Origin of the sequence: Ensifer sp. ENS08 (genome assembly GCF_014852195.1) — a bacterium.
GTDB classification, from domain to species: domain Bacteria; phylum Pseudomonadota; class Alphaproteobacteria; order Rhizobiales; family Rhizobiaceae; genus Ensifer; species Ensifer adhaerens.
The window spans coordinates 52,589-74,576 of the sequence record NZ_JACVBF010000002.1 but is presented as its reverse complement, the minus strand read 5'-3'; the positions used below and the strand labels follow the sequence as shown (position 1 = coordinate 74,576).

21 protein-coding genes are annotated in these 21,988 nt (G+C 64.1%); 16 read left to right on the top strand and 5 right to left on the bottom strand.

Features of this window, described 5'->3' with window-relative positions; all coding sequences use genetic code 11:
• Nucleotides 1-5 precede the first annotated feature (5 nt).
• The 5 genes from IB272_RS05910 (at nucleotide 6) to IB272_RS05890 (ending at nucleotide 6,332) form a co-directional block, all read left to right on the top strand.
• The gene (locus IB272_RS05910) at nucleotides 6-788 is read left to right on the top strand and encodes a carnitinyl-CoA dehydratase (RefSeq protein ID WP_029742615.1); all 783 of its coding nucleotides are present in this window, start codon (nucleotides 6-8) and stop codon (nucleotides 786-788) included.
• A gap of 385 nt (nucleotides 789-1,173) precedes the next feature.
• Nucleotides 1,174-2,763: an ABC transporter substrate-binding protein gene (locus IB272_RS05905; RefSeq protein WP_029742614.1), complete on the top strand. Its 1,590-nt coding sequence runs from the start codon at nucleotides 1,174-1,176 to the stop codon at nucleotides 2,761-2,763.
• Complete coding sequence (locus tag IB272_RS05900) at nucleotides 2,748-3,884, top strand: ABC transporter permease (protein WP_060582618.1); 1,137 nt, start codon at nucleotides 2,748-2,750, stop codon at nucleotides 3,882-3,884. Before IB272_RS05905 ends, IB272_RS05900 begins: the two co-directional genes overlap by 16 nt.
• Nucleotides 3,881-4,708, top strand: coding sequence for an ABC transporter permease (locus IB272_RS05895; RefSeq protein ID WP_029742612.1), 828 nt, complete (start codon nucleotides 3,881-3,883; stop codon nucleotides 4,706-4,708). The genes IB272_RS05900 and IB272_RS05895 overlap by 4 nt, the downstream gene beginning before the upstream one ends.
• On the top strand, nucleotides 4,701-6,332 hold the full coding sequence (locus IB272_RS05890; RefSeq protein WP_029742611.1) for an ABC transporter ATP-binding protein: 1,632 nt from the start codon (nucleotides 4,701-4,703) through the stop codon (nucleotides 6,330-6,332). Before IB272_RS05895 ends, IB272_RS05890 begins: the two co-directional genes overlap by 8 nt.
• A gap of 56 nt (nucleotides 6,333-6,388) precedes the next feature.
• On the opposite strand, the gene IB272_RS05885 is transcribed toward IB272_RS05890, so the two are convergent.
• Nucleotides 6,389-6,643 carry a hypothetical protein gene (locus tag IB272_RS05885; protein ID WP_029742610.1) on the bottom strand — a complete coding sequence of 85 codons (255 nt, stop codon included), beginning with the start codon at nucleotides 6,641-6,643 and terminating at the stop codon, nucleotides 6,389-6,391.
• 223 nt (nucleotides 6,644-6,866) lie between these two features.
• Here IB272_RS05885 and IB272_RS05880 point away from each other — a divergent pair, with 223 nt between their 5' ends.
• Nucleotides 6,867-8,318: a LuxR C-terminal-related transcriptional regulator gene (locus IB272_RS05880; RefSeq protein ID WP_060582617.1), complete on the top strand. Its 1,452-nt coding sequence runs from the start codon at nucleotides 6,867-6,869 to the stop codon at nucleotides 8,316-8,318.
• A 9-nt stretch (nucleotides 8,319-8,327) separates the two neighbouring features.
• On the opposite strand, the gene IB272_RS05875 is transcribed toward IB272_RS05880, so the two are convergent.
• Both IB272_RS05875 and IB272_RS05870 read right to left on the bottom strand, forming a co-directional pair.
• Entirely contained in the window at nucleotides 8,328-8,669 is a 342-nt protein-coding gene (locus IB272_RS05875) for a PAAR domain-containing protein (protein WP_060582616.1), read from the bottom strand.
• A 54-nt stretch (nucleotides 8,670-8,723) separates the two neighbouring features.
• On the bottom strand, nucleotides 8,724-9,518 hold the full coding sequence (locus IB272_RS05870) for a helix-turn-helix transcriptional regulator (protein ID WP_060582615.1): 795 nt from the start codon (nucleotides 9,516-9,518) through the stop codon (nucleotides 8,724-8,726).
• Between the two features lie 162 nt (nucleotides 9,519-9,680).
• On the opposite strand from IB272_RS05870, the gene IB272_RS05865 reads away from it, so the two are divergent.
• From IB272_RS05865 to IB272_RS05835, 7 genes are all read left to right on the top strand, one after another.
• The gene (locus tag IB272_RS05865) at nucleotides 9,681-11,285 is read left to right on the top strand and encodes an ABC transporter substrate-binding protein (RefSeq protein WP_060582614.1); all 1,605 of its coding nucleotides are present in this window, start codon (nucleotides 9,681-9,683) and stop codon (nucleotides 11,283-11,285) included.
• A gap of 74 nt (nucleotides 11,286-11,359) precedes the next feature.
• A complete protein-coding gene (locus IB272_RS05860; RefSeq protein WP_060582613.1) occupies nucleotides 11,360-13,354 on the top strand; it encodes a CocE/NonD family hydrolase in 1,995 nt (664 codons plus the stop codon).
• Between the two features lie 101 nt (nucleotides 13,355-13,455).
• On the top strand, nucleotides 13,456-13,950 hold the full coding sequence (locus IB272_RS05855; protein ID WP_029742604.1) for an HPP family protein: 495 nt from the start codon (nucleotides 13,456-13,458) through the stop codon (nucleotides 13,948-13,950).
• Nucleotides 13,947-14,510 carry a TetR/AcrR family transcriptional regulator gene (locus tag IB272_RS05850; protein WP_060582612.1) on the top strand — a complete coding sequence of 188 codons (564 nt, stop codon included), beginning with the start codon at nucleotides 13,947-13,949 and terminating at the stop codon, nucleotides 14,508-14,510. The genes IB272_RS05855 and IB272_RS05850 overlap by 4 nt, the downstream gene beginning before the upstream one ends.
• 162 nt (nucleotides 14,511-14,672) lie before the next feature.
• The gene (locus tag IB272_RS05845) at nucleotides 14,673-15,137 is read left to right on the top strand and encodes an SRPBCC domain-containing protein (protein WP_113135678.1); all 465 of its coding nucleotides are present in this window, start codon (nucleotides 14,673-14,675) and stop codon (nucleotides 15,135-15,137) included.
• Complete coding sequence (locus IB272_RS05840; protein WP_060582776.1) at nucleotides 15,130-16,728, top strand: MFS transporter; 1,599 nt, start codon at nucleotides 15,130-15,132, stop codon at nucleotides 16,726-16,728. Before IB272_RS05845 ends, IB272_RS05840 begins: the two co-directional genes overlap by 8 nt.
• Nucleotides 16,729-16,841: 113 nt before the next feature.
• Nucleotides 16,842-17,261 (top strand): GFA family protein, encoded by a 420-nt coding sequence (locus IB272_RS05835; protein WP_060515877.1) that lies wholly within the window; start codon nucleotides 16,842-16,844, stop codon nucleotides 17,259-17,261.
• A gap of 14 nt (nucleotides 17,262-17,275) precedes the next feature.
• Here IB272_RS05835 and IB272_RS05830 read toward each other — a convergent pair whose 3' ends face one another.
• The gene (locus IB272_RS05830; RefSeq protein WP_060582611.1) at nucleotides 17,276-17,677 is read right to left on the bottom strand and encodes an ACT domain-containing protein; all 402 of its coding nucleotides are present in this window, start codon (nucleotides 17,675-17,677) and stop codon (nucleotides 17,276-17,278) included.
• A gap of 156 nt (nucleotides 17,678-17,833) precedes the next feature.
• On the opposite strand from IB272_RS05830, the gene msrA reads away from it, so the two are divergent.
• The gene (gene msrA / locus IB272_RS05825; protein WP_060582610.1) at nucleotides 17,834-18,553 is read left to right on the top strand and encodes a peptide-methionine (S)-S-oxide reductase MsrA; all 720 of its coding nucleotides are present in this window, start codon (nucleotides 17,834-17,836) and stop codon (nucleotides 18,551-18,553) included.
• A 30-nt stretch (nucleotides 18,554-18,583) separates the two neighbouring features.
• Here the strand turns inward: msrA and IB272_RS05820 are convergent, their stop codons facing one another.
• Nucleotides 18,584-19,507, bottom strand: coding sequence for an alpha/beta hydrolase (locus tag IB272_RS05820; protein ID WP_029742597.1), 924 nt, complete (start codon nucleotides 19,505-19,507; stop codon nucleotides 18,584-18,586).
• 155 nt (nucleotides 19,508-19,662) lie between these two features.
• Here IB272_RS05820 and IB272_RS05815 point away from each other — a divergent pair, with 155 nt between their 5' ends.
• A complete protein-coding gene (locus IB272_RS05815; protein ID WP_029742595.1) occupies nucleotides 19,663-20,571 on the top strand; it encodes a LysR family transcriptional regulator in 909 nt (302 codons plus the stop codon).
• Between the two features lie 183 nt (nucleotides 20,572-20,754).
• Complete coding sequence (locus IB272_RS05810; protein ID WP_029742594.1) at nucleotides 20,755-21,915, top strand: ABC transporter substrate-binding protein; 1,161 nt, start codon at nucleotides 20,755-20,757, stop codon at nucleotides 21,913-21,915.
• The last annotated feature ends 73 nt before the right edge of the window (nucleotides 21,916-21,988 follow it).

The following is a 21,988-nucleotide window of genomic DNA, read 5'->3' as shown; positions in this document are numbered from 1 at the left end:
CCCTCATGACCGGACCGATCCTCACACGCCGCGAAGGCGGTATTCTGGAAGTCACGATCGACCGGCCGAAGGCGAACGCCATCGACCTGAAAACCAGCCGGGTCATGGGCGAGATCTTCCGCGACTTCCGCGACGACGACAGCTTACGTGTCGCGATCATCACCGGCGCCGGTGAAAAATTCTTCTGTCCGGGATGGGACCTGAAGGCTGCTGCCGACGGTGACGCGGTCGATGGTGACTACGGCGTCGGCGGCTTCGGCGGCATGCAGGAACTGCGCGATCTCAACAAGCCGATCATCGCCGCGATCAACGGCATCTGCTGCGGCGGTGGCCTCGAGATCGCGCTTTCGACCGACCTGATCCTTGCCGCCGAACACGCGACCTTCGCGTTGCCCGAAATCCGCTCCGGCACCGTTGCCGATGCTGCCTCGATCAAGCTGCCGAAGCGCATCCCCTATCACATCGCCATGGACATGCTTCTGACCGGCCGCTGGCTCGACGTGCAGGAAGCCCACCGCTGGGGCTTCGTCAACGAGATCCTGCCGGCAGGCAAACTGATGGAGCGCGCCTGGGAGCTCGCCCGCCTGCTCGAAAGCGGCCCGCCGCTGGTCTATGCGGCGATCAAGGAAGTGGTCCGCGCCGCCGAGGGCGAAGCCTTCCAGACGACCATGAACAAGATCACCCAGCGGCAGTTCAAAACCGTCGATATTCTCTATTCGAGCGAAGACCAGCTGGAGGGCGCGCGCGCCTTCGCGGAGAAGCGCGACCCCGTGTGGAAGGGGCGCTGAGACCGAACGAGAGTGCGTGCGGTTTCCGCCCGCAACCCGCTTCGAACAGCACCGCCAACCCTTGGCGGCGCAGGCAACAGAGCCGGATGACCGGCACCGGAACGTGACGAGACGCGCGGGCAACATCGCGTGCCATTAAACACGTGTCCATAAGCCAGGCTTATGGAAATAAATTGTAATTTAGGGCGTTACAACAAGAGTTCCAGCGATTACGCTTATCGATCTGAACGAAGGACGCCCGGCCAGAAGGAAGGAGAGACAAGAACCCGGAAGAAAACAAGCGGCCCTCCGGCCCAGTCCGAAGCCATCGATACAATGGCTGTACGCAGCAATCTCTACCAACCACAACGAACGGCGAATGCCGACGAGAAAAGGGAACAGGGGAATGAGCGATTACAAGGATTACCTCACACGACAGGTCATGCTCGGCAAGATGAACCGGCGCGAGTTTTTGGGCCGCGCGGCAGCAGCCGGCATTCTCGCCTCGACGGCCGGCACTTTGTTTGCCACCAGCGCTGCAGCGCAGGAGCCGAAGCGCGGCGGTCACCTGAAACTCGGTCTCGAAGGCGCTGCCGCCACCGACTCGAAGGACCCGGCCAAGGCGCTGTCGCAATTCATGTTCGTCGTCGGCCGCAACTGGGGCGACATGCTCGTCGAAAGCCACCCGACGACCGGCGCGCCGGTGCCGGCACTCGCCGAATCCTGGGAGCCCTCGACCGACGCGTCGACCTGGACCTTTACCATCCGCAAGGGCGTAAAATTCCACGACGGCAAGGAGCTGACGCTCGACGACGTCATCAAGACGCTGCAGCGCCACACCGACGAAAAGTCTGAATCCGGCGCGCTCGGCGTGATGAAGTCGATCAAGGAAATCAAGGCCGACGGCGACAAGCTGGTGCTCGTGCTGACCGAAGGCAATGCCGACCTGCCGCTGCTTCTGACCGACTATCACCTCATCATCCAGCCGGGCGGCGGCATCGACAAGCCGGACGCGATGATCGGCACCGGCCCCTTCAAGGTGACGAGCTTCGAAGCCGGCGTTCGTGCCACCTTCGAGAAGAATGCCGACGACTGGCGCACCGACCGCGGCTATGTGGACTCGGTCGAGCTGATCGCCATGAACGACGCCACGGCCCGCATCGCCGCGCTTTCCTCCGGCCAGGTGCACTACATCAACCGCGTCGATCCGAAGACGGTCAACCTTCTGAAGAAGGCGCCGACGGTCGAGATCCTGAACACGTCCGGCCGCGGCCATTACGTGTTCATCATGCATTGCAACACAGCACCCTTCGACAACAACGACCTGCGCATGGCGCTGAAATATTCGATGGACCGCGAGACCATGGTCCAGCGCATCCTCGGCGGTTACGGCAAGGTCGGCAACGACTTCCCGATCAACGACACCTACGCCCTGTTCCCCGAAGGCATCGAGCAGCGTGCCTATGATCCGGACAAGGCGGCCTTCCACTACAAGAAGTCCGGCCACAGCGGTCCGGTACTGCTGCGCACCTCCGACGTCGCCTTCCCGGGTGCTGTCGATGCAGCGGTGCTCTACCAGGAAAGCGCCAAGAAGGCGGGCATCGAGATCGAGGTCAAGCGCGAGCCGGGCGACGGCTACTGGACCAACGTCTGGAACGTGCAGCCCTTCTCCACCTCCTACTGGGGCGGCCGTCCGACCCAGGACCAGATGTACTCCACCGCCTATCTTTCGACCGCCGACTGGAACGACACCCGCTTCAAGCGTCCGGATTTCGACAAGATCCTGCTCGAGGCCCGCTCGGAACTCGACGAGGCCAAGCGCAAGGACATGTACCGCACCATGGCCATGATGGTGCGTGACGAAGGCGGCCTGATCCTGCCGATGTTCAACGACTTCGTGAACGCCTCCACCAAGCAGGTGAAAGGCTACGTGCATGACATCGGCAACGACATGTCGAACGGCTATGTCGCAACCCGGGTATGGCTGGACGCATGATGATGGAAAGCGGACCGCTCACTGGTCCGGTTCCGACGGATGGAACCGCGGGTGCAACACACCCGCGGTCTGCCGAACTTGCCGGAGTACCAGCAAAACCCAACCCTGCCGCCAATCCCTCGAATGGTGAAATCGGCGGCACCTTCTGGCGGCGCTTCACCTTCCGCCGCCCGCTCGCGGCGCTGATCCTGCAGCGCCTCGGCTTGAGCGTCGGCCTTCTGTTCGCCGTATCGCTGATGATCTTCGGCGGCATCGAGGCGCTTCCCGGCGACTTCGCCACCACCTATCTCGGCCAGTCGGCAACGCCGCAGGCGGTCGAAAACATCCGCAAGGATCTCGGCCTCGACCGGCCCTGGACCGAACGCTACGTCTCCTGGCTCGGCGGCGCTGTCCAAGGCGATTTCGGCACCTCCTGGGCGAGCAAGAACTCGGTCGGCGAGCAGATTTCCAAGCGCCTCGGCAACTCGCTGTTCCTTGCCTTCTTCGCAGCCCTCGTCTCCGTACCGCTCGCCGTCGGCCTCGGCATGCTGGCGGTGCAGTTCCGCAACCGGCTGCCCGACAAGATCATCAACGTCGTCTCGCTCGCGGCGATCTCGCTGCCCGAGTTCTTCGTCGGCTATCTCCTGATCATGTTCTTCGCCGTCAAATACGGCGTCGCGACCTTCCCCGCGACCGTCTATGACAGCATGAGCTTCACCGAACGTCTCTCGGCGATCGCGCTTCCCGTCGCGACCCTCGTTCTCGTCGTTCTCGCCCACATGATGCGCATGACCCGCGCGGCGATCCTCAACGTCATGTCGTCGGCCTATGTCGAGACGGCGGAGCTGAAGGGCCTCGGCATGTTCCGCATCATCGCGCGTCACGCCGCCCCCAATGCGGTGGCGCCGGTCATCAACGTCATTGCGCTCAACCTGGCCTATCTCGTGGTCGGCGTCGTCGTGGTCGAAGTGGTCTTCGTCTATCCGGGCATGGGCCAGTATATGGTGGATGCGGTGACCGTGCGCGACATGCCGGTCGTTCAGGCCTGCGGTCTGATCTTTGCCGCCTTCTACATCTTCCTGAACATGGCGGCCGACATTCTCGCGATCATCGCCAACCCGAGACTGAGGCATCCGCGATGAACCTGAGATCCATCCCCTTCAGCGCCTGGATCGGCATCGCCGGCATCGCGATTGCGATCTTCTGCGCCCTCTTTGCGCCTGTCATCGCCCCCTTCGGCGAACGCGACGTGGTTGGCGACGTCTGGCTTCCGGCCGGCGGCGACTTCCTGCTCGGCACCGACAATCTCGGCCGCGACCTGCTGTCGCGTCTGATCTATGGCGCCCGCACCACCATCTTCGTGGCATTTGCGGCAACCGTGCTTTCCTTCTCGCTCGGCATGATCCTGAGCTTCACCGCCGCTGTTGTCGGTGGTTTCACGGACCAGCTGTTTTCCCGCTTCAACGACCTGATGATGGCGATTCCGACGCTCATTTTCGCCCTCGTCGTTCTCGCCGTCCTGCCGCAGCATCTGTGGATCCTGATCCTGGTGATGGCGGTGCTCGACAGTACCCGCGTCTTCCGCATCGGCCGCGCCGTGGCGCTCGATGTCGCGGTCATGGAGTTCGTCGAGGCGGCAAGGCTGCGTGGAGAAGGTTCGCTCTGGATCATCTTCCGCGAGATCCTGCCGAACACACTGTCGCCGCTCTTGGCAGAATTCGGCCTGCGCTTCGCCTTCTCGATCCTGTTCCTCTCCACCCTCTCCTTCCTCGGCCTCGGCATCCAGCCGCCGGCAGCGGACTGGGGCGGCATGGTCAAGGACAACAAGGACGGCATCATCTTCGGCATTTCGGCAGCGCTCATACCCGGTGCTGCGATCGCGACGCTCGCGATCTGCGTCAACCTCGTGGTCGACTGGCTGATGAAGAGAACCTCGAGCCTCAAGGGAGGACGCGGCGATGCCTGAGATGCTCTCCGTCAAGAACTTGAAGATCGAAGCGACCAGCTACCCGCCGGGCGAACCGCCGAAGGTCGTCACCCTCGTCGAGGGCGTCTCCTTCGACGTTCAGAAGGGCAAGGTGCTCGGCCTCATCGGCGAGTCCGGCGCCGGCAAGTCGACCATCGGCCTTTCGGCGCTCGCCTATGGCCGCGGCGGCGTGCGCATCACTGGCGGCCAGGTCCTGCTCGACGGCAAGGACATTCTGACGCTCGACAAGAACGGCATCCGCTCGATCCGCGGCGCCCGCGTCTGCTACGTCGCGCAATCGGCAGCGGCCGCCTTCAATCCGGCGCATCGGCTTGGCGACCAGGTGATCGAGGCGTCGCTCCGCCACGGCATCATGAGCCGCGAGGAGGCTAAGAAGCGGGCGCTCTATCTCTTCCGCGTGCTGGGCCTGCCCAATCCGGAAACCTTTGGCGAGCGTTATCCGCACCAGGTCTCCGGCGGCCAGTTGCAGCGCGCGATGACCGCCATGGCGCTCTGCCCCAACCCGGAGCTGATCGTCTTCGACGAGCCGACGACCGCGCTCGACGTCACCACCCAGATCGACGTGCTCGCCGCGATCAAGCATGCGATCGAGGAGACGCACACGGCAGCCCTCTACATCACCCACGACCTCGCCGTCGTCGCCCAGATCTCCGACGACATCATGGTGCTGCGCCATGGCAAGACGGTGGAATACGGCTCGACGAAGCAGATCATCGAAGAGCCGCGCGAGGATTACACCCGGGCACTCGTCAGCGTCCGCCAGACGAAACGCGAGGAAGCCGCCGACCAGACCGGGACGCAGTTGAAGATCGAGCATATCAGCGCCGGCTATGCCAACGGCTTCAAGGTGCTGCATGATGTCTCGATGCATCTGCCGAAAGGCCAGACACTGGCGATCGTCGGCGAAAGCGGCTCGGGCAAGTCCACCCTTGCCCGCGTCATCACCGGGCTTTTGCCGCCGACCGAGGGGCGCATCACCTTCGAGGGCAAGGAGCTGCCGCGGGCGCTGAAAGGCCGCAGCAACGACGAGCTCCGCCGCATCCAGATGATCTACCAGATGGCCGATACGGCGATGAACCCGCGCCAGACGGTGCGAGACATCGTCGGTCGACCGCTCTCCTTCTACTTCGGCATGCACGGCCAGAAGAAGACGGAGCGGGTCAAGGAACTGCTCGACCAGATCGAAATGGGAACGCGTTTCCTCGATCGTTATCCGGCCGAACTTTCGGGCGGCCAGAAGCAGCGCGTGGCGATCGCAAGGGCGCTCGCCGCCAAACCGGAGCTGATCCTCTGCGACGAGCCGACGTCGGCACTCGATCCGCTTGTGGCCGAAGGCATCCTGAATCTGCTTCTGAAGCTTCAGGAGGAAACCGCTGTTTCCTATGTCTTTATCACCCACGACATCGCCATCGTGCGGGCGATCGCCGACAGCGTCGCGGTCATGCATCGCGGCCGCCTCGTGCGCTTCGGGCCGAAGTCGAAGGTGCTGTCGCCACCCTTCGACGACTACACGGATCTGCTGTTGAAGTCGGTTCCGGAGATGGAAATCGGCTGGCTGGAGCGGGTGCTGAAGACACGCCGCATGGAAAGCGCCGGCAACTGAAAAACGAGACGGCGGCACGATCGCGTGCCGCCGTCTCTTGCCTTCGTCAGGCAAGCTCAGCGTTGCCAGAAGGCCTTGCTCGTCTCTGCGCGAACCTCAGCCCTCGTCATCCCGATATCCTTGAGCCGCTCCGGATATTGATCGGCCATGAGCTGAAGTTGCTCGCGGACGCGAACGCGGTCCTCCCAGACGACAAGGATCCGGAAGGGATCGTGGCGGCCGAGGCTGTCGGCCAGATGCTTGGCCGGCTGGTTGAGATCAAGCCGGACGGCGTGATAGAAATCGGACATTCCCGAAAGCAGGCTGCTCATCGCCGTTCCCACCTCTTCCTGCCCCCTCAGGGCGTTGAAACATTGTCGGAACTCTAGGCCCGTGGAACGCGTCCCACATCGCGCAGCTGCTGTGTTTTCCTCTCCTGCATTTGTAGTATTTTGCCTGCAGCACCGCGCGCCCCGTTGGACGCGCAAGAGGCACTGTGGCACCTTGCCGTATGTCGCCATTGAAAACGGCCCGGTCAGATGGCAGGAAGCAGCCATGAACCGTATCCCGACACCACAGGTCGCCACCGAAGCCTTGTCAGACCGCGAGCGCGCCGTGGCCGAGCGTTTTGCCGCCGGCCTGACCTATCGCGAAATCGGCGAGGCGCTGTTTATCGCGCCGTCGACGGTGCGCACGCATCTGGCGACGATCTACGGCAAGCTCGGCGTTCGCAACAAGATCGAGCTTGCCGCCTCGGTCGCGCAGATGGTGGCCGGCAGGACGGCGACCGAGGCGGTCGCGCCATTGCGCGACGCCGAGCCCGCCTCGCCGACGCTCGCGGTCTTTCCCATTGAAAGCCTCAATCCGGAGGAGCGCTGGCGCCGTTTCGCCGACGGGCTGTCATCCGACATCTGCGTCGATCTCGCGCGCTTCGCCGATCTGCCCGTGATCGCCTTCCACACAATGAAGCTGCTCGGCAACCGGCCGGAAAGCTTCGAAGACCACGTCCAGGCGGTCGGCGCCACCTATGCCATCACCGGGCAGTTGCGCGCGGACGACCGGCGGGTCCGCCTGACGATCCAGCTTTCCGATACCCGCACCGGCATGACGCTCTGGAGCGAGCGCTACGAGCGCACGATGGAAGACGTGCTGACGCTGCAGGACAGCCTCACCGAAAGCGTCATCAACGTGCTCGCCGGCTGCTTCGGCACGCTGGCCGCCATCGGCCGCAAGGCGAGCCGGCAAAAGCCGCCGGGCAGCCTGCAAGCCTATGACTACTTCCTGCTGGGCGTCGAACAGCACAATCGCTTCAGCCCCGATGGCAACGCCGCCGCCATGCAATTGCTGACGCGCTCGATCGAGCTCGATCCGGGGCGGGCGCGCGCCTGGACCGAACTTGCCTATGCCCATTCCATCCAGGCGGCGAACGGCTTCGGCGACGACCTCGAAAGCGCAAGAAAGAACTGGCGCAGCGCCGCCGAGGAGGCGCTGCGGCTCGATCCGACGGATCCGGCCGGCCATACCTGTATCGGCGATTTCAAAGCCTGCATCGGTGATCTGGCGGGTGCCGCCGAGGCCCACGCCCGGGCGCTCGAATATGGCAGAAACAACGCCGATACGCTGGCGCTGCTCGCGGGAGCCAAGGCCCTGATCGTCGGCGATCCCGCCGACGGGATTCCCTTCATCGAGCGCGCCCTCTCGCTCAACCCGCTCGGCCCGCCCTGGTACCACGGCATGTTCGCGCGCGTTCTCTTCGTCGTCGGGCGCTATCGCGCGTGCTTGTCCGCGCTTGAAAAGAGTTCGCAGGAATCGCCGAACACACTGATGTTCCAGGCGATGGCACACGCGTACCTTGGCGAGATGGAGGAAGCGGCAGAGGTCGTATCGCGGCTGCAAACCCAGTTCCCGTCGTTCACGGTCGAGGGCTTCATTGCCGGCTATCCCATCTCCAATCCGCCGGCGCTTTCGGCCGTTCGGGAGGGTGCCCGGTTGGCCAGGCTCGTCTGACGATAGCTGTCACTTCTGCCGGCAATCGACGTCGCCCACCCTCTGCGCCGCCTCGCCTTCGAAGGTCACCGCCGCCTCGCCCTTGGCCGAGCAGTCGCCCTTTTCGCCGCTGCCGGCGCGGAAGTGCACCACCGGCTGGCCTTCGACCATGATGCTCGGCACCACCTCGTAGAGTTCCGGCGGGCAATTGGCGACATCGGAAAGCCTGAGCGCCGGCTGCCCGCCGATCATCACGCTGGACGCACCCGAAAGCGCGCAGGACGGGATCGGCGCCCGTGCCTCCTCGGCCTTTGCCGGTGACATCGGCAATGCGAAGCAAAGGCAGGCGATAGCGGCCAAAGCAGATTTCATGATCCCCTCCTCGATCGGTGCGTTCGGCGAAACCTACCACATGGCGACGCCGCCTCAATATTCGGTCGGCACGGTCAAGAGCTCGGCATCGGGCGTATCGAGGAAGGCTCGCACCGTCTGCGGCAGGTGCCGCGAGCCGAAGGACAGCACGCCGCAGCGTGAGAGCATCTGCCGCAGATCCGGCTGCGCCCCGAGCGAGCGCCAGATCATCCGGGACGCGTAAGGCAGGTTTTCCTTGCGCCAGGAGACCCCCATGGTGGTGCCGCGCAGATAGACCCGCTGATGCACTTCGAACGGCAGAAGGATGGTCTGCGCCAGCATCGGCTCGCGCCCGATGCTGCGCTCGGCGATGAAGATCCGGTTTCGCCAGAAGGTGACGAGCCCGACATATTTTGAGAACTGCTGGATCTCGTTTGCGGGATCGCGGATGCGCTCGATCGATTTCACCCGGATCGAGCCTGCCTCCTCGTAGATCCGCGCGCAGGAGCAGACGACCAGCCCCGGCCAGGAGAGCGACACGTGATAGGTCTGGTAGTAGCCGACATGGCGCCGGAGGCCCGCGATGTCGCCCGGGAAACCCTCAAGCAGCAGGCCGGCATCCGAGCGGTCCCGATCGGGGCGCGTCATGCGGGCCTCGAACTGTTTGGCCGGCAACGCGAAGTCTTCGGCCGAAAGCCCGAAGAAGCGGGCAATGCGCGCCACATTGTGCGCCGATGGCCGCGCCTCGCCACCGATGTAGCGGTTGAACTGCTGGCGGTTAATGCCGATTTCGCGACAGATCTGCGAGATCGACCGTCGCGTCGCACAGGCAAACTTGAGATTGGCGGCGAAGATGTCGATGTCCTGCACGATGCTTTTCGAACCCCATTCAACGCACTTCCAATCCCTGTCGAACAGGAAGCATTCAGGTAGCGTAAAAGAGCGTAAAGAAGCGTCAAGTCGCGAAATTGTGTGCCGGTCGGCAAACGCTAGGCTTTCCCTAACAAGCATCACTCCAAAGGGAACCCTAGAATGACCGAATTCACGAAGCGTCCTGACGGCCTCCTTATCCCCGCGAGCCTTGCCTCGACCGGCCTCCGCCGGCGCGGCTTCCTGGCCGGCACGGCAGCATTGGGCCTTGCGGCCGGTTTCGGCGGCACGCTCGCCGCCACGGACGCAAGGGCTCAGGAGCCGAAGCGTGGCGGCCATCTGAAGCTCGGTCTCAAGGGCGGCGCCACGACGGACTCGCTCGACCCGGCCGCCTATAGCGGTTCCGTTTCCTTCGTCATCGGTCACCTCTGGGGTGATACGCTGGTCGAATCCGACCCGAAGACCGGCGCGCCCCTGCCGGCGCTTGCCGAATCTTGGGAGCCCTCGGCCGATGCGTCCGAGTGGACCTTCAAGATCCGCGGCGACGTGAGCTTCCACGACGGCAGCAAGCTTACCGTTGCCGACGTCGTCGCCACGCTGAAGCGCCATGCGGACGAAGGCTCGAAGTCCGGCGCGCTCGGGCTGATGCGCTCGATCAAGACGATCGAGGAGAAGGCAGGCAGCCTGGTGCTGACGCTCACCGAAGGCAATGCCGACCTGCCGCTGCTTCTGACCGACTATCACCTGATCATCCAGCCGAAGGGCGGCGTCGACAATCCGGCCTCGCCTGTTGGTACCGGCCCCTACAAGCTTGCAAGCTACGAGGCAGGCCTGCGCGCCACCTTCGAGAAGAACGCCGATGACTGGCGCTCGGACCGCGGCTTCGTCGACAGTGTCGAGATCATCGTGATGAACGACACGACGGCGCGCATCGCAGCACTTTCTTCCGGCCAGGTCCACTTCATCAACAACATCGACCCGAAGACCGTGCCGCTCCTGAAGCGCGCCCCGCGCGTCGAGATCCTCAGGACCTCCGGCAAGGGCTTCTACAGCTTCCTGATGCATTGCGACACCGCGCCCTTCGACAACAACGACCTCAGACTGGCGCTGAAATATGCGGTCGATCGACAGGCGATCCTCGACCGGGTGCTCGGCGGCTTCGGCACGCTCGGCAACGACTATCCCGTCAACGGCAACTATGCGCTGGCGCCCGAAGGCATCGAGCAGCGCGCCTATGACCCGGACAAGGCGGCCTTCCACTTCAAGAAGTCCGGCCATGACCGGCCGATCCTGCTGCGCACCTCCGACGCCGCCTTCCCGGGTGCTGCCGACGCCGCGGTGCTCTTCCAGGAAAGCGCCAAGAAGGCGGGCATCGAGATCGAAGTGCGCCGCGAGCCGGAAGACGGCTACTGGACCAATGTCTGGAACGTGCAGCCCTTCTGCGCCTCCTATTGGGGCGGCCGGCCGACGCAGGATTCGCGCTACTCGACCTCCTATCTCTCGACCGCCGAATGGAACGACACCCGCTTCAAGCGCGAGGATTTCGACAAGCTCCTGCTGCAGGCCCGCTCCGAGCTCGACGAGGCCAAGCGCAAGGAAATGTACCACACCATGGCGATGACGGTGCGCGACGAAGGCGGCCTGATCCTGCCCGTCTTCAACGATTACGTGAACGCCGCCTCGGCTTCGCTCAAGGGCTTCGTCGACGACATCGGCAACGATCTCTCGAACGGCTACGTCGGCAGCCGCGTCTGGTTCGACAGCTAAGCCATTGCGACGAAAGCCGGACGCGGGCTCGCGTCCGGCATTTCCCGAGAAAACAAAGAGATCGTTGGAACCACATGTCAGAGCGCGAATTCACAGTCATCGAAAACGAATGGATCCGGCTGAAGGACGGCACCGAGCTTGCCGCCCGCATCTGGATGCCGGCCGGCACGGAGGCCGATCCGGTTCCGGCCGTGCTCGAATACCTGCCCTACCGCAAGCAGGGCGGCACGAGCCTGCGTGACGAATCCACCTATCCCGTGTTTGCCGCCGCCGGCATTGCCGGCGTGCGCGTCGACATCAGAGGCTCCGGCGAAAGCGAAGGCGTGATCGACGGCGAATATACGCCGCGCGAGCTTTCCGACGGTTGCGAGATCGTCGAATGGATCGCCGCCCAGCCCTGGTCAAACGGCAAGGTCGGCATGATGGGCATCTCCTGGGGCGGCTTCAACTGCCTGCAGGTCGCGGCCTTGAAGCCGCCGGCGCTGAAAGCCGTCATCTCCATCGCCTCGACCGTCGACCGCTACAACGACGACATCCACTACAAGAACGGCTGCCACCTCTCCGCCCAGCTGTCCTGGGCGGCGACCATGCTCGGCTACCAGTCGCGCTCGCCGGATCCCGCCATCGTCGGCGACCGTTGGAAGCAGATGTGGATGGAGCGGCTGGAGAAGGAGCCCTTCTTCATGGAGGAATGGCTGGAGCACCAGCGTCGCGACGAATTCTGGCAGCACGGATCGATCTGCGAAGATTTCGACAGGGTTGGGATCCCCGCGCTGGTCATCGCCGGCTGGGCCGACGGCTACCGCAACACGCCCTTGAAGGCGGTCGAAGGCCTTGGGGACAAGACCAAGGCGCTGATCGGCCCCTGGGTGCACAAGTACCCGCATTTCGCCTTTCCGAAGCCGCGCGCCGATTTCCACGGCGAGGCGATCCGCTGGTGGAACCGCTGGCTGCGCGACGAGGAAAACGGCGCCGAGAACGGGCCACAGGTGCGCGCCTATATTCTCGACGGGCCCCGCCCGTCGCTCCGGCGTGACAGCGATCCCGGCCGCTGGGTGGCGAAGGACGCCTGGGCAACGCCGGAAATGCATCTCTTCGGCATCTCCCATGACGGCCGGCTGACGCCGTCGGCCGGCGGCACCGGCATCGGCGAGGTCTACCTGAAATCGCCACTCGATACCGGCACGGCATCCGGCGAGTATTTCACGCTGAAGCCCGACGCCGAAATGGCCGGCGACCAGCGCATCGACGATGCCGGCTCGCTCACCTTCGAGACGGCACCGCTACTGGAAGCCGCCGACTATCTCGGCCAGCCAACGCTGACCGTCGACGTCACCTGCCAGGAGCCGACCGCCAATCTCGCCGTGCGCCTCGTCGACGCGCATCCTGACGGTACCGCCACCCGCGTCGCCTTCGGCGTGCTCAACCTTTCGCATCGCGACGGCAACGCCCAGCCGCGCGCCATGGAGCCCGGGCGCAAGACGCGCATCACGCTTACGCTCGATGCCTGCGGCTACCGCTTCCGCGCGGGAAATCGCATCCGGGTGTCGCTCTCGACCTCCTATTGGCCGCTGATCCTTCCCACCCCGACCGATCCGGGCCTTTCGATCGACACAGCAAGCCTCTCGCTCGCCCTTCCCCTGCTCGGCGCCCACAGGGAGATCGCCGTGCCCGAGCCGGAGAACCCCGACCCGCTGCCAAAGTATCGCGAGCTGACGCGCGGTATTTCGAGCCGCACCGTCGAGCGCGACATGACCCACGGCATGACCCATTACCGTATCTACGAGGACACCGGGCTTTCAGAACATCCGGGTACGGGCCTTGCCACCCAGGATATCCGCGACGAGACCTGGTCGATCGCACCGGACGACCCCTCGTCGATGATCGGAACCTCGACCTGGACCTGTGTTGCCAAGCGCGAGGGCTGGTCTGTGCGTACCGTCTCGACCTCGACGCTCCACTGCACGAAAAGCGAGTGGATCACCGAGGCGGAGGTCGTCGCCTATGAGGGCGAGACACGGATTTTCGAGAAGCATTTCAAGAAGCGCATCCCCCGCGACTTCATGTGAAGGGCACGGGCGGCCGGTTCCAACGCGCTGCCCCGCCCCGCATTGACATCTCACACAAGTCATTGTACCAATCGGTAAAGAGTTTACTGATTGGTACAACCATGCGCCATTTCTTCTCGCGTCATCAGCCTCCCGTTCATATCAACCGCGGCTTGATTGCCGGCATCGGCGGCCTCGTCGCCATCGCCGCCGTCGGCGCCCTCACAGGCCTTGTCGGCCACCCCATGTTGATGGCGCCCTTCGGCGCCAGCTGCGTGCTGATCTTTTCCGTCACGGCGAGCCCGCTGTCGCAGCCGGCCAACGTCGTCGGCGGCCACTTCGTCGCCACCCTCGTCGGCCTGATCCTCAGAACCGTCTTTCCGAATGAATGGTGGGCGGTCGCCATCGCCGTCGGCGCGGCGATCGCGCTGATGGCGGCATTGCGCATCACCCATCCGCCGGCAGGCGCCAACCCGCTCGTCGTCTTCGCCGCCGATCCCGGCTTCGAATTCCTGCTCTTCCCGGTGCTGACCGGCTCGCTTATTCTCGTCGCCGTTGGCGCGCTGTTCCACCGTTTCGCCAAGGTCGAGTATCCGCTGGTGAGGAAGCCCGCATGAGCCGCGTCGTCGCTGAGCGAAAGGACGTGATCGCCATGCTTGCGGAAATCTTCCGCGAGCACGGTTATGACGGCACCAGCCTCAGCCTGATCACCGAGAAGACCGGGCTTGGCAAAGGCAGCCTCTACCACTTCTTCCCCGGCGGGAAGGAGGAGATGGCAGAGGCCGTGCTTGGCGATATCGCCGCCTGGTTCCGCACGCACATCTTCGAGCCACTACGCAATGCGGAAGACCCGGCCGCAGCGCTGGACGCGATGTTTGCCGCCGTCGACGGCTACTTTCGCCAGGGCCGACGCCTCTGCCTGATGGGGGTGATCGCTACGAGCGGCGCACACGACCGCTTCGCCCGCGAACTCAACCGCTATTTCTCCGATTGGCGTGCCGATCTATCCGCAACGCTTGAACGCGCCGGCACACCGGCCGCCGAGTGCGACGGCCTTGCCGAGGAAATCGTCGGCGGCATCCAGGGCGCGCTGATCCTTGCCCGAAGCCTCGAGGACCCCGGCGCCTTCGTCCGGGTGCTGGCCCGCCTCAAGGCGCGCCTGCCCGTATCATCGTAAAAGCAAGCGACCACCCTTCCTCCCCCGCCCAAATTGACAAAAATCAGATCGGGGCTTGAGCCTGCCTTGACAATCGCCTTTTCGCACGGATATTAACCGCTAAGTTAAATAACTCTACGGTTAAAGACTGGGCGTATTGGGGCGCCCGGAGGAGGAGGATTCATGACAGCGGCGACCGCAAACGCAGCACGCAAGGATATCAGCCTGGAAATCGTGCGCGACTTCGAGGCGCCGATAAACCTCGTCTTCAAGGTCTGGTCGACGCCGGAGCACCTGTTGCGCTGGTGGGGACCGCAGGACTTCACGCCGCATTCGATCAACATGGACTTCCGTCCGGGCGGGGCCTGGCGCGCCTGCATCCGCTCGCCCGAAGGCCAGGACTATTGGATGAGCGGCATCTTTCGCGAAGTGCGCGAGCCCGAGAAGCTGGTCTTCACCTTCGCCTGGGACGAAGACGGCGAGCCCGGCAGCGACACGCTGATCACCGTTTCCTTCGCCGATATCGGCGGCAAGACGCGGCTCACCTTCCAGCAAACACCATTCGAGACCGCCGAAGAGCGCGACTCGCACCAGGATGGCTGGGGCGAGTGCCTCGAGCGGCTCAGGGATTACGTCGACCATGTCTGAGATTTCGAACCTTGAAACCGAAAACGCGCCCGGTCCGAAGGCGACCCGGCGCGAATGGATCGGGCTCGCCGTGCTGGCGCTGCCCTGCATGCTCTATTCCATGGACCTGACGGTGCTGAACCTCGCGGTCCCGCAGCTTGCCGAACAGCTCAAGCCCTCGGCCGCCCAGCTTCTCTGGATCATCGATATCTACGGCTTCATGGTCGCAGGCTCGCTGATCACCATGGGCACGCTCGGCGACCGCATCGGCCGCCGGCGCCTGCTGATGATCGGCTCGGTCGCCTTTGGCCTGGCGTCGATCTTCGCCGCCTTCGCCTGGAATGCCGAGACGCTGATCATCGCGCGCGCGGTGCTTGGTGTCGCGGCAGCAACGCTTGCGCCCTCCACGCTCTCGCTCATCCGCAACATGTTCCTCGACGACCGCCAGCGCACGTTTGCGATCGGGGTGTGGATCGCCAGCTTCTCGGCCGGCGGCGCCATCGGCCCCGTGGTCGGCGGGCTGATGCTGTCGCAGTTCTGGTGGGGCTCGGTCTTCCTGCTCGCCGTGCCGGTCATGGTGCTGATCCTCATCCTCGGGCCGATCCTCCTGCCGGAATTCCGCGATCCCGAGGCCGGCCGGATCGATCTCGTCAGCGCCGCCCAGTCGCTCGTCGCCGTGCTTTCGGTGATCTACGGCATGAAGCACATCGCCGAGGCCGGGTTCGATACGATCGCAGTCTTCTTCATCCTGCTCGGCATCGTCGTCGCGATCCTGTTTGCGCGGCGCCAGCTTCGTCTCGCCGATCCGCTGATCGATCTGGCGCTGTTCAGGACGCCGGCCTTCAGCGCCGCCCTTGGCGTCAATATCCTCGGTCTCTTCGTCGGCTTCGGCGCCTTCCTGTTCGTGGCGCAGTACCTGCAGCTGGTGCTCGGGCTCACGCCCTTCGTCGCCGGTCTCTGGTCGGTGCCGACGGGTGTGGCGATGATCGTCGCCTCGATGACCGTGCCTATGCTTGCCACCCGTTTTGCCGCCTCCAACCTGATTGCAGCGGGCTTCGTGCTGACGGCGATCGGCTTTGCCATCTGCACTCAGGTCGGCACCACAAGCAGCCCGCTTCTCGTCACCACAGGCCTCGTGGTGCTCTGCCTCGGTTTTGCCCCGGTCGGCACGCTGACGACGGATATGATCGTTGGCTCTGCCCCGCCGGAGCGCGCCGGCGCCGCCTCGGCGATCTCGGAGACCAGCTTCGAGTTCGGCGGCGCGCTCGGCATTGCCGTGCTCGGCAGCCTGCTGACCTCCGCCTATCGCGGCCGCATGGACCAGCTGGTGGTCACCGGCCTGCCGGAGGAAACCGTTGCCGCCGCCCGGCAGACGCTCGGCGGAGCGGTCGCGGTGGCTGCCGACCTGCCACCTGCAGAAGCCGAACGGCTGCTGACGGCGGCGCGCGACGTCTTCACTCAGTCCTTCGCCTTCACCGCCTCGATCTGCGTGCTGCTATCGCTCGGCACCGCACTCATCGCCTTCCTGCTCCTGCGCAAGGCCAGCGATGACGGTGACGGCAAGGCGCAGGTGGCCGCCGATCAGCCGGCGCCTTCGGGCAACGCCGGTTAACGGTGCCCGGCGCCAGGCGCCGGGCCGGAAACGCAAAGTGGCGCAAATCTCAAGCGGCGCCGGCCATATGGCCGGCGGGCGATGATCTGCGTCCAATCCCAAGGAGGAAACCGATGAAGAAGCTCTATCGCGGCAGCTGCCATTGCGGTGCCATCGCCTTCGAATGCCAGCTTGATCTCGCCGAGGGCATCCGCCGCTGCAACTGCTCCTTCTGCGCCAAGACACGGATGCAGAAGGCATTTGCGCTGCGCGAAGAATTCGAGATCACGTCAAGCAAGGACCGGCTGACGAGCTACCGGGCCGACAATTCGAGCTGGATCGAAGGCGACGTCGATCATTATTTCTGCAGCCGCTGCGGCGTCCGGCCCTTCTCGCGCGGCTACCACAAGGACTTCATCGGCCATTTCTACGCGGTCAATGTCGCCTGCCTCGATGGCGTCAGCGACGCGGAACTCGCCGAGGCGCCGATCATCTACGAAAACGGCCGCGATGACGACCACTTCAACGCGCCCGCCGACACGCGCTTCATGTGAGCGCACACGGCCAGTCAGGCGACGGTCAGCGCCCGGAGCGCATCGAGCGCTCGCTCGGCATCCGCTTCCGGCACGAAGATGTGGTCATGGTAATAGGCGGCGATCACATTGGCGCTGATGCCCTCGCGCGTCAGCGCTGCCGAAACGGCCGCCGTCAGCCCCACGGCCTCGAGCGCCGAATGCACGTTGAGCGTGATGCGGCGAAGCAGCGGACCATAGGCGAGCCCGGCCTCGTCAGCGGCCGCGCGGGTAACGACCAGGGTCAACCCCTCGTCCTCGCGATAGGTGGCAAGCGCCTCCAGCGCCTGGTAGCGCGCCTGATCCTGATAGGCGACGGTACAATAGACGTAGGTCTGCGGAAACAGCGCCGGGTTCATCGTCGAAAGCAGTTTCACGAGATCCGTTTCTCCGGCCATGTCATCGTCCCTCGTTCTCGGCGCCTCGTGCTTGCCCACTGGTATCGGATCGTCACGTTGGCGTGAAGCACGCGATCGCGATTTGACCGTTGCCAATCCCATGAAAACATGAGGTCATCGAACGCCGGCGCTGGAGCCGGGCGACGGGAGGACGCGATGGCGCGCAGCAAGTCGGTACAAACCTCTGACAGATCCCTCACAAAACTGACCGCGGTCTTCGCCGCGTTGCTGGCGTTTTCGCCCATCGCCGCCGCCCAGGAGCCGGCCGTCGTCATCCCGCCGCCGTCACTCGACGAGAAGTCATCCGCTTCGACCGAAATCGCCGTCTTTGCCGGCGGCTGTTTCTGGGGCGTGCAGGGCGTCTTCCAGCACCTTAAGGGCGTGAAGAAAGCGGTCTCCGGCTATTCCGGCGGCACCGCGGCAACCGCCGACTACGAAACCGTGAGCGGCGGCAAGACCGGCCATGCGGAGGCGGTGGAAGTGACCTTCGATCCGCGCGACGTCACCTATGGCCGGCTGCTGCAGGTGTTCTTCTCCGTCGCCCACAATCCGACCCAACTCAACTATCAGGGGCCGGATCACGGCCCACAATATCGATCGGCGCTCTTTACCATCACCGATGAACAGAAGCGGATCGCCGATGCCTATATAGCCCAGCTCGGCAAATCAGCCGCCTTCCCGGCAAGGATCGTCACGCAGGTTTCGCCCTTCAAGGGCTTCTACGCTGCCGAGGACTATCATCAGGATTTCCTGACGCGAAACCCGACGCACCCCTATATCGTCTACAACGACCTGCCGAAGATCGAGAACTTGAGAACCCTGTTCCCCGAGGCCTTCCAGGCAAATCCGGTGCTGGTGTTCAAGCCGAAGAGCTAGGCCCGCTTCACAAACGGACACAGCAGGTCGTCAACGCGTTCCGACAAGGACCGCCACGCCTTCCGCCAGCCGGCGAAAGCCTTCGCGCGCGCCCTCGCTCATGTGCCGCGCCCTCAGCCACGCATGGATCATCTGCGGCTCCTCGCGGAAGGTGACGTTCACGCCCGCCATGGCAAGCCGCGCCGCATAAATGCGGGCATCGTCGCGCAAGGGGTCAAAGAAGGCGCCGGTTACATAGCTCGGCGGCAGGCCCGAGAGATCCGTTTCCGCCAGCGGTGCGGCGAAGGGATTGCCCATCGGCGCTTTCAGGATGTCCCGATAATAGCCGACATCGGCCGTCGTCAGTCCCGGCGCCTCGGCCATCTCCTCATAGGAACCCGACACGAGATCGCCGCCAAGGCCGGGATAGATCAGCACCTGGCCAACGATGCCGGAAAGCCTTTCCGCCCGTGCCTTGAGAACGATGCCAGCCGTGAGATTGCCGCCGGCGCTGTCGCCGGCCACGACGACCGGGCGGCCGTCGGACAGGAGGTGTTGCAGCACGGCGTAGCTGTCGTCGAAAGCAGCCGGCCAGACATGCTCCGGCGCGAGCCGATAATCGACCGAGACCAGCTCGGCCTGAGCGAAATCCGCAAGCTCGGCGCAGATCGCATCATGGCTGTCGAGTGAACCGACGACGAAGCCGCCGCCATGGATGTAATAGATGCGCGTTTCGCTCGAGACCTTGGCCGGCCGGTAGCGCCGGGTCGGGATACGGCCGTCGACGAGTTCATCCATGCGCGTCAGCCCGGCCGGGCTCGGCGCATCGAATTCGGCGCAGAGCGCGTCATACCATTTGCGCTGCTGTTCGATCGAGGCATCGACCGCGTCGGCGGGATAGAAGTCCTCGCAGCGGCGATGAAAGGCGAGGATCCCCTCCTCCGTCGGCATCGGCCGCTTGGTCACCTGATCCACGTCGTCCTCCCTGCAATCCCGAAGTCGCCTGCAGCTTAGCACCGGCGTTCCGGCTCCCTGTCCGAAAACCGACATGACGGGAAAAAATCGGCGGTCGATCCGGTTGCATCGGCCACCCGCTTGCCAGCCCTGCCTCGCACCTATTAACTCTCGCCATGGCCTTCACTTTCAGACAGTTGCAATATTTCGTCGCCGTTGCCGAACAGGGGTCGATCACCCGTGCGGCGCAGAACCTGTCGATCTCGCAATCCTCGATCACCGAGGCGATCAAGGAGCTGGAAGGCGATCTCGGCGTCGAGCTCTTCGACCGGCATCCGCGCGGCCTGTCGATCACCCACAACGGCCACCAGTTCCTGCGCCACGCCACCAAGATCCTCTCCAATGTCTCCGACGCCCGGCGCAGCTTTTCCGACAGCCGCGAGGAAACCGGCGGCAAGCTCAATCTCGGCGTCACTTCGCTGGTTGCCGGCTACGTGCTTTCCGATCTGCTCGCCCGCTATCGCCGCGCCTGCCCCGGCGTGGAAGTCAGTGCCATCGAGGACAACGGCTCCTATCTCGAACATCTGCTGATCGGCGGCGAGCTCGATGTCGCCGTCATGGTCATATCCAACCTGCGCGACCGCATGGCGCTGCAGGCGGAGATTTTGGAGACCTCGCCCTATCGCCTGTGGCTGCCGATCGGACATCCCTTGGTCAGCGCCGACATCATCTCCGTCAGCGATATCGCCAAGGAACCGCTGATCATGCTGACAGTGGACGAAATCGAGGAGAACACCGGCAAGCTTTTGTCCGCACTTGGCGCCCGCCCGCATGTCGCCTTCCGCACCCGCTCGGTCGAAGCGGTGCGCAGCCTGGTGGCGACAGGCGCCGGCATCGCGCTTTTGCCTGACCTCGTCTACCGCCCCTGGTCGCTGGAAGGCGACCGCATCGAGAGTCGCGACGTGTCGGGCGCGCTTCCCGTCGTGCAGGTCGGCATGGTCTGGCGCAAGGGCTCCGGCCTGCCACAATCGGCGCGCGATTTCGTCGGTATCGCCGAGGCGCTGAGGAGCGCCAGACCGCGCTAACTCATCGCTTTTATTGTTTTTCTTCTGGAAAGAGCCACATCCCTGGCGTGCTGGTGGGTAGTCGATATCGGAAAAACCGAAAGCGACATTCTGTTTAATGAATTTGCGAATACGGTGAAATGAAGGCACGCTTCATCCTGGGAACGAAGCCGCAAAACGCGGCTCAAAACTGGGAGAATTCAGATGAAGCAGATGCTCAAATCCTGCACGGCATTGACCCTGTCGCTCGGCCTTGTCGCCCCGGCCTTCGCGCAGGAGCCGCTGAAGGAACTCGGCAAGGGCGAAGGCGAACTCTCCATCGTCGCCTGGGCCGGCTACATCGAGCGCGGCGAGACCGACAAGGCCTATGACTGGGTCACGGATTTCGAAAAGCAGACCGGCTGCAAGGTCTCGGTCAAGACCGCCGCCACTTCCGACGAAATGGTGGCGCTGATGAACGAAGGCGGCTTCGACCTTGTCACCGCCTCGGGCGACGCCTCGCTGCGCCTCGTCGCCGGCAAGCGCGTCCAGCCGATCAACACCGATCTCATCCCGAGCTGGAAGACCATCGACGAGCGCATGCAGAACGCGCCCTGGTACACAGTCAATGGCGTCCACTACGGCACGCCCTACGTCTGGGGCCCGAACGTGCTGATGTACAACAAGGACGCCTTCAAGGGCGAAGCGCCGAAGAGCTGGAACGTCGTCTTCGAGGAAATGAACCTGCCCGACGGCAAGTCCAACAAGGGCCGCGTCCAGGCCTATGACGGCCCGATCCATGTGGCCGACGCTGCCAACTACCTGATGAAGCACAAGCCGGAACTCGGCATCAAGGACCCCTACGAACTCAATGAAGACCAGTACAAGGCAGCGCTCGAGCTGCTGCGCGGCCAGCGCAAGATCGTCGGCCGCTACTGGCACGACGCAATGATCCAGATCGACGACTTCAAGAACGAAGGCGTCGTCGCCTCCGGCTCCTGGCCGTTCCAGGTCAACCTGATGGAAGCCGAGAAGCTGCCGATCGCCTCGACCATTCCGGAAGAAGGCGTGACCGGATGGGCCGACACCACCATGCTGCACGCCGACAGCCAGCATCCGAACTGCGCCTATATGTGGATGGAGCACTCGCTGTCGCCGAAGGTCCAGGGCGACGTCTCCGCCTGGTTCGGCGCCAACCCGTCGGTCGGTGCGGCCTGCAAGGGCAACGAACTCTTGACCGACGCCGGCTGCAAGACCAACGGCTACGAGGACTTCGACAAGGTCAAGTTCTGGAAGACGCCGGTGACGAAGTGTGAAAGCCAGGGCGAATGCGTGCCCTATCACCGCTGGGTCTCCGACTATATCGGCGTGATCGGCGGCCGCTAAGCCGTCAGACCTATCGCAAGCATTTGCCCCTCAGCCTGCCCCTCTCCCCGCACGCGGGGAGAGGGAACGCCCC

What these genes read in the sequence shown, in the direction of transcription:
- IB272_RS05850 (WP_060582612.1), top strand. Translation starts at nt 13,947, where the DNA reads ATGAGCCGCGTCGTCGCTGAGCGAAAGGACGTGATCGCCATGCTTGCG.
- IB272_RS05810 (WP_029742594.1), top strand. Translation starts at nt 20,755, where the DNA reads ATGAAGCAGATGCTCAAATCCTGCACGGCATTGACCCTGTCGCTCGGC.
- IB272_RS05880 (WP_060582617.1), top strand. Translation starts at nt 6,867, where the DNA reads ATGAACCGTATCCCGACACCACAGGTCGCCACCGAAGCCTTGTCAGAC.
- IB272_RS05905 (WP_029742614.1), top strand. Translation starts at nt 1,174, where the DNA reads ATGAGCGATTACAAGGATTACCTCACACGACAGGTCATGCTCGGCAAG.
- IB272_RS05830 (WP_060582611.1), bottom strand. Translation starts at nt 17,677, where the DNA reads ATGGCCGGAGAAACGGATCTCGTGAAACTGCTTTCGACGATGAACCCG.
- IB272_RS05860 (WP_060582613.1), top strand. Translation starts at nt 11,360, where the DNA reads ATGTCAGAGCGCGAATTCACAGTCATCGAAAACGAATGGATCCGGCTG.
- IB272_RS05855 (WP_029742604.1), top strand. Translation starts at nt 13,456, where the DNA reads ATGCGCCATTTCTTCTCGCGTCATCAGCCTCCCGTTCATATCAACCGC.
- IB272_RS05900 (WP_060582618.1), top strand. Translation starts at nt 2,748, where the DNA reads ATGGCTGGACGCATGATGATGGAAAGCGGACCGCTCACTGGTCCGGTT.
- IB272_RS05865 (WP_060582614.1), top strand. Translation starts at nt 9,681, where the DNA reads ATGACCGAATTCACGAAGCGTCCTGACGGCCTCCTTATCCCCGCGAGC.
- IB272_RS05815 (WP_029742595.1), top strand. Translation starts at nt 19,663, where the DNA reads ATGGCCTTCACTTTCAGACAGTTGCAATATTTCGTCGCCGTTGCCGAA.
- IB272_RS05890 (WP_029742611.1), top strand. Translation starts at nt 4,701, where the DNA reads ATGCCTGAGATGCTCTCCGTCAAGAACTTGAAGATCGAAGCGACCAGC.
- IB272_RS05895 (WP_029742612.1), top strand. Translation starts at nt 3,881, where the DNA reads ATGAACCTGAGATCCATCCCCTTCAGCGCCTGGATCGGCATCGCCGGC.
- IB272_RS05875 (WP_060582616.1), bottom strand. Translation starts at nt 8,669, where the DNA reads ATGAAATCTGCTTTGGCCGCTATCGCCTGCCTTTGCTTCGCATTGCCG.
- IB272_RS05885 (WP_029742610.1), bottom strand. Translation starts at nt 6,643, where the DNA reads ATGAGCAGCCTGCTTTCGGGAATGTCCGATTTCTATCACGCCGTCCGG.
- IB272_RS05835 (WP_060515877.1), top strand. Translation starts at nt 16,842, where the DNA reads ATGAAGAAGCTCTATCGCGGCAGCTGCCATTGCGGTGCCATCGCCTTC.
- IB272_RS05840 (WP_060582776.1), top strand. Translation starts at nt 15,130, where the DNA reads ATGTCTGAGATTTCGAACCTTGAAACCGAAAACGCGCCCGGTCCGAAG.
- IB272_RS05910 (WP_029742615.1), top strand. Translation starts at nt 6, where the DNA reads ATGACCGGACCGATCCTCACACGCCGCGAAGGCGGTATTCTGGAAGTC.
- msrA (WP_060582610.1), top strand. Translation starts at nt 17,834, where the DNA reads ATGGCGCGCAGCAAGTCGGTACAAACCTCTGACAGATCCCTCACAAAA.
- IB272_RS05845 (WP_113135678.1), top strand. Translation starts at nt 14,673, where the DNA reads ATGACAGCGGCGACCGCAAACGCAGCACGCAAGGATATCAGCCTGGAA.